The following is a 3977-nucleotide window of genomic DNA, read 5'->3' as shown; positions in this document are numbered from 1 at the left end:
CTCATATGATAGATTTTTGGATATTTCCATTGTCTACCATATGGGGAGCATATCATTTTTTAAGGGTTTCCGCATCTTGAATTATCTTTTATTTTTCTGAACCAGGCAATTTTTTTATTTTAACAAATCGAGCAGCGTATATTCACCTTTTGGAATCTTAGCTGTTCTATGATACTCTTTTATTGCTTCCACAAGAATCCCGGAATTAGAAAAATAATTAAACACGTAATCATATGATTTTACGTCAGACATTCTAAGATTTTCCTTGCAAAAATCACTTGGTTTTTTCCCTGACTTTTTGAATTCTTTATACTGATTTTCAGCAACCAGTAGTCTTTCTGGCTTCCTATCCATTTATAATCTTGTTGTTTACTGATGCTTCAAGTATAATAAAATCTATAAAGGAAATACACGCACAGCATGTGGACTTAATGCCTGATAATCCTCATGTTCGCGATATACAGGGAGGTTATTCTCATGGGGAAACAATCTACGAGAGAAAATAAGACAATTTATCAGATTTGCCGGGAAAAAGCCGGTCTCACCAGATCAGAAGCCAGTGAAAAAATGACTGCTGTTTCTGATTCTAAAATTGAAAAGTTTGAATATGAAATGCAGGAACCCACACCTTACGATATCATCCAGATGGCTGATGCTTACAAGCGCCCGGATCTCTGCAATTATTACTGCTCTCATAAATGCGAAATCGGTCATCGTTATGTCCCGGAGGTCGAAGTTTCTGATTTATCCAATATAATCCTGGAAACCATTGCCAGTCTGAATGAGATTAATCCTCTTACCACACGTCTGATCCAGATTGCCCGTGACGGTAAGATCAGCGATGATGAGATTAAGGATTTTGCTTTTATCAGTAACAAACTGGATGAAATTTCTCTGGCAATAGATTCCCTGAATCTCTGGGTTGATAAAACAGCCGGAGAGCAGGGACTAAACATCGAATTGCTCAGAGAAGAAAAAAAGAAACAGAAATAAGTATGAAAAATAAGGCAGCGAACCTATTTATGGTCCACTGCCTCTTTCCTTTACATATACTGTAACTGGTTTATGATGTATTCCGTTCTGCGGATAGCTTCTTCCACCTGATGTCTGGCATTATTGATTCGATCCTGCACCATCCAATCCACAACAAATCCATCAAAAAAATAATCTGCAAAGGATAAGAAATCTCCAGTATTGATGTTCAGATTACAAGCCATGTTCACATCATTTAATTCCCTACTGAAATTACGAAAATCATATTTCGCCTGTTCCATATTTTGTCTGGCCTGATCCATCTTGGAGTGTTTCAACATCGTAGAAAAGAATCCACCGCCAAACATATCCACCAGTCCCCAATTTTTTGCACTGTTCAGGTTTTCTTTTGCTGTCCGAAGACTACTTAACGCTCGTTGTCCTGCTTCAATCGCTTCTCGTTTCTCTTTTTCTATATCATATCCCATAATTTCTTCCCTCCTCGTATTTTTATGAGTTAGATGATATAAGTGCAATGATTCCGCCGATGATCAACAATGGAAATGCAATATAAATCAGTCCGCCAACAACCATTCCTATCAAAATCACCGGAAAAAACACAACTGTACAGAGCAGCTTTAAGATTCCCCAGGATGCTTTTACACCAAATATAAAAAATTTTCCAATAAACCAGATCATGCATATAGCAAATAGTAACGATAACATATTCTACTCCTTCTGACTCCTGTTATGATTTGAATCATTCATTTTTTTGATTGTTTACTTGATACAAACTCAGATGTATTTCTCACACCGATTTTACTACTGAATTCTGGGTTCTTCTCTATTTTTTCAATCATCCGAATTAACCTTATTCTCTGTGCTGTATCCATCTGCTCACCTCATTCTAACAGTTCTCCCTTTTGATATTGTCAGTATAACCGAATAACTTTTCAAAATATATACCTAATACAAAGAATTGAACATATGTAATTCTCAATTTTCGAGGAATTTAAAAAGGCCCAGATGGAATTGTTCCCTTCTGAGCCTATTGGTTATATAGCAGTATTTTTCATATTTGCTCTGATTTACTTTTTTTTGTAATTTCTTCTCTGGAAATCTTCGAACCAAAGTGCATTCCTCGTTGCTTACACATATACGCTTTCATTGTTTCTATATTCTCATCAGCACTTCCTGACTCAAGTGAGCACATTTGCGAATTGTTTTCCTCATTATTTACATGCCACACTTCCAGAGCAGAAATTTGCATATGTTTTATGCATAACTATTGTTCCATTTGAAAACTTAATATCAATATCATTTGCAGAACCATATCTAACTATTTTAGCTTTCATTCCATTTCTCATTATCTTCTCTGTCCATAACCGTTCATTTTTCAAAGTACGCCTCAGTTGCGGAATCCCAGGTTTACCTATAGCTCCGTGAATAAAATCCTCATATTTTCTATCTTTCACAATAGTGCCATCTTTAAATTTAACGGTGATATGATTTGCATCTTTTACTTCAATAATCTCCGCCTCCTCATTACCTCTGTTTTGAATTTTTTTATCCCCTATATGATTTCTTGCATAACAGGAAGGCACTGCTACACTACCTGTACTAAATCTTTCCCATCTTGTTTTTACTATTTCTCCATTATCAAACTTCACTTTGATATCATTACTCAAATTATATTCAATCACTTCTGCCATCATCCCGTTCTTCATTTGTTTTCGTATATTTAATCTTTGATTCTTTTTTGCCAGACTTGTATCTTTGGGATGTGAAATATTTCCTTTAACAAAACTCTGATAACATTTATGATATACAATTTCTCCATCCTCGAACTGTACAGTGATATTTCGACAACTAGACATTTTAATGATTTCTGCAACCATACCATTATTCATTTTTTTCTTTTCATATAAATGAATCGTTGCACGTTTATTATTTGATACATATTCCTTTATTGTACGTTTATCTTTCTCAAAGTTTATAAACTTATCATCCTTTTTGAGAACATCTCTGACAAAACTTTTCAGGCAACATTCCAATGAAGCTGACATAAATCTACTATCCTCTAAAATATAGTTTCTTCCACTAACACCAGAACATCCCGGTTCTCTAAAACGATAAAGTTTTATTCCCAACTTTTCAACTATTTTATTCTTTCCTTCATCATCTTTATTTTTAGTATGAGAATATTCACCATCATACTCAATCGCTATTTTCAGCTTATCATTATATAAATCAAGCTCTTTCCCTTCTAAACCAACCCTGTCAGAACGCTTTGAACGTTGTGGAATTCGAACAAACCCCAATGACTCTAAATAAAATCTTAATACCAATTCATTTTGCGATACATTTCCTCCATGAATTGTAGGATGTGCAATATTACCGATACAAAAATCCCGCCAGGATACTCCCGTTCTTTTTTCTCCATCTTCAAACAAAATATCCATATCATGACTTCCCCTGTATTCAATAACCTCAGCAGTCAATCCATTATTCATTATCTTCTTCTCGCCAATTCGCTCTTCTCTATTTCTTGGAGCTTTAAAATGTTTTTCATAGTTGAAGTTTCCCTCAATAAAGTATCTCCAATTTTTTAACTTCATTTCTTTCCCATCACAAAATCTGATTATAAAATTTTCACAAGTACTATAACTTACAACTTGTGCCCTCTTTCCATCCCTAGATGTACTCTCTACCCCTATTCTTTCACTTGCTTTTGTTATGTATTTTCTCATTTACACGCCTGCATTCTAATTTGATAAGTGTTTCTTTCTAAAATCAAAAAATCCTGTTCTGTACACCAAAACATTATTTTTTGACTTCCTTTATTATATTTTTCTATATAAAGAAATTCCCAGAATACTTACTGCTATCACAATAAGAAATTTTCCAAATCCTGATATTGTATATTCTAGACCTCTCATACAAATAATCTATCTTCTCCTAAATATTTTTCTAGTCATTGCAATATAAAATTGCTTATACAGTCT

General features: G+C 34.2%; 5 protein-coding genes. 1 reads left to right on the top strand and 4 read right to left on the bottom strand.

Annotation, left to right across the window (positions count from 1 at the left end):
- Positions 1-114: 114 nt before the first annotated feature.
- Positions 115-252 (bottom strand): hypothetical protein, encoded by a 138-nt coding sequence (locus PGY05_RS16340; protein ID WP_008369085.1) that lies wholly within the window; start codon positions 250-252, stop codon positions 115-117.
- 225 nt (positions 253-477) lie between these two features.
- On the opposite strand from PGY05_RS16340, the gene PGY05_RS16335 reads away from it, so the two are divergent.
- A complete protein-coding gene (locus PGY05_RS16335) occupies positions 478-993 on the top strand; it encodes a helix-turn-helix domain-containing protein (protein WP_044998574.1) in 516 nt (171 codons plus the stop codon).
- 50 nt (positions 994-1043) lie between these two features.
- Here PGY05_RS16335 and PGY05_RS16330 read toward each other — a convergent pair whose 3' ends face one another.
- The 3 genes from PGY05_RS16330 to PGY05_RS16320 all read right to left on the bottom strand — a co-directional run bounded on the left by PGY05_RS16330 (position 1044) and on the right by PGY05_RS16320 (position 3722).
- Entirely contained in the window at positions 1044-1460 is a 417-nt protein-coding gene (locus PGY05_RS16330; RefSeq protein ID WP_270476340.1) for a hypothetical protein, read from the bottom strand.
- Between the two features lie 22 nt (positions 1461-1482).
- Positions 1483-1698 carry a hypothetical protein gene (locus PGY05_RS16325; RefSeq protein ID WP_028087389.1) on the bottom strand — a complete coding sequence of 72 codons (216 nt, stop codon included), beginning with the start codon at positions 1696-1698 and terminating at the stop codon, positions 1483-1485.
- 506 nt (positions 1699-2204) lie between these two features.
- Entirely contained in the window at positions 2205-3722 is a 1518-nt protein-coding gene (locus PGY05_RS16320; RefSeq protein WP_270476339.1) for a hypothetical protein, read from the bottom strand.
- Positions 3723-3977 lie beyond the last annotated feature (255 nt).

Source organism: Coprococcus sp. AF51-11b1 (genome assembly GCF_027682785.1).
Lineage (GTDB): Bacteria > Bacillota > Clostridia > Lachnospirales > Lachnospiraceae > Allocoprococcus > Allocoprococcus comes.
This window is presented reverse-complemented; position numbering and strand designations above follow the sequence as displayed.

Excerpts from the sequence above, each read along its gene's own strand:
- PGY05_RS16340 (WP_008369085.1), bottom strand. The coding sequence starts at position 252 with ATGTCTGACGTAAAATCATATGATTACGTGTTTAATTATTTTTCTAAT.
- PGY05_RS16335 (WP_044998574.1), top strand. The coding sequence starts at position 478 with ATGGGGAAACAATCTACGAGAGAAAATAAGACAATTTATCAGATTTGC.
- PGY05_RS16330 (WP_270476340.1), bottom strand. The coding sequence starts at position 1,460 with ATGGGATATGATATAGAAAAAGAGAAACGAGAAGCGATTGAAGCAGGA.
- PGY05_RS16325 (WP_028087389.1), bottom strand. The coding sequence starts at position 1,698 with ATGTTATCGTTACTATTTGCTATATGCATGATCTGGTTTATTGGAAAA.
- PGY05_RS16320 (WP_270476339.1), bottom strand. The coding sequence starts at position 3,722 with ATGAGAAAATACATAACAAAAGCAAGTGAAAGAATAGGGGTAGAGAGT.